The 588-nt window shown below is 78.6% G+C and carries 1 protein-coding gene; it reads right to left on the reverse strand.

The features are described 5' to 3' along the window. On the reverse strand, positions 1 to 588 hold a 588-nt coding region (gene npdG / locus ACI8AF_RS27525), incomplete at both ends, for an NADPH-dependent F420 reductase (protein WP_456542969.1).

The following is a 588-nucleotide window of genomic DNA, read 5'->3' on the forward strand; positions in this document are numbered from 1 at the left end:
CGTCAGCGCCTCGACCTGGCGGGCGTTGCGCAGCCGCCCGGCGTAGATCCCGCGCATCCCCGGCAGCCGCCCGGCCAGCGCCTGCACCAGGTCCATCGCCGCCCGGTCGTCCCCGACCACCATCACGTCCCCGTCGATCGTCGGGTGCGACAGGTCCTCCAGCAGCCGCGCCGACAGGTGGTGGAACGCCCCCACCACCGTGGAGTCCGGCAGCAGCGCCGCGGCCTGCTGCGCCGCCGACCCCTCCGGCACGTCGAGGACGTAGGCGCCCAGCTCGTCCCAGCCCATCGGCACCACGCAGTCCACCACCACCTTGCCGGCCAGCGCCGGGGCCAGCCCGGTCAGCAGCTCGGCGTGCCCGTCGTAGGGCACCGCCACGATCACCAGGTCCGCCGCACCGGCGACGTCGGCGTTGCCCCCGCCGGTCACCGACACCGCCACCCCCGGCGCGGCGGCCGACCGGGCCCGCTCGGCGACCTCCGCGGCGATCACCGCGCACCGGTCGGCGTCCCGGGACCCGAGCAGCACCCGCTGCCCGGCCGCGGCCAGCCGCACCGCCAGCCCCCGGCCCTGCGGCCCGGTCCCCCC

This window comes from Blastococcus sp. SYSU D00669 (assembly GCF_054050715.1).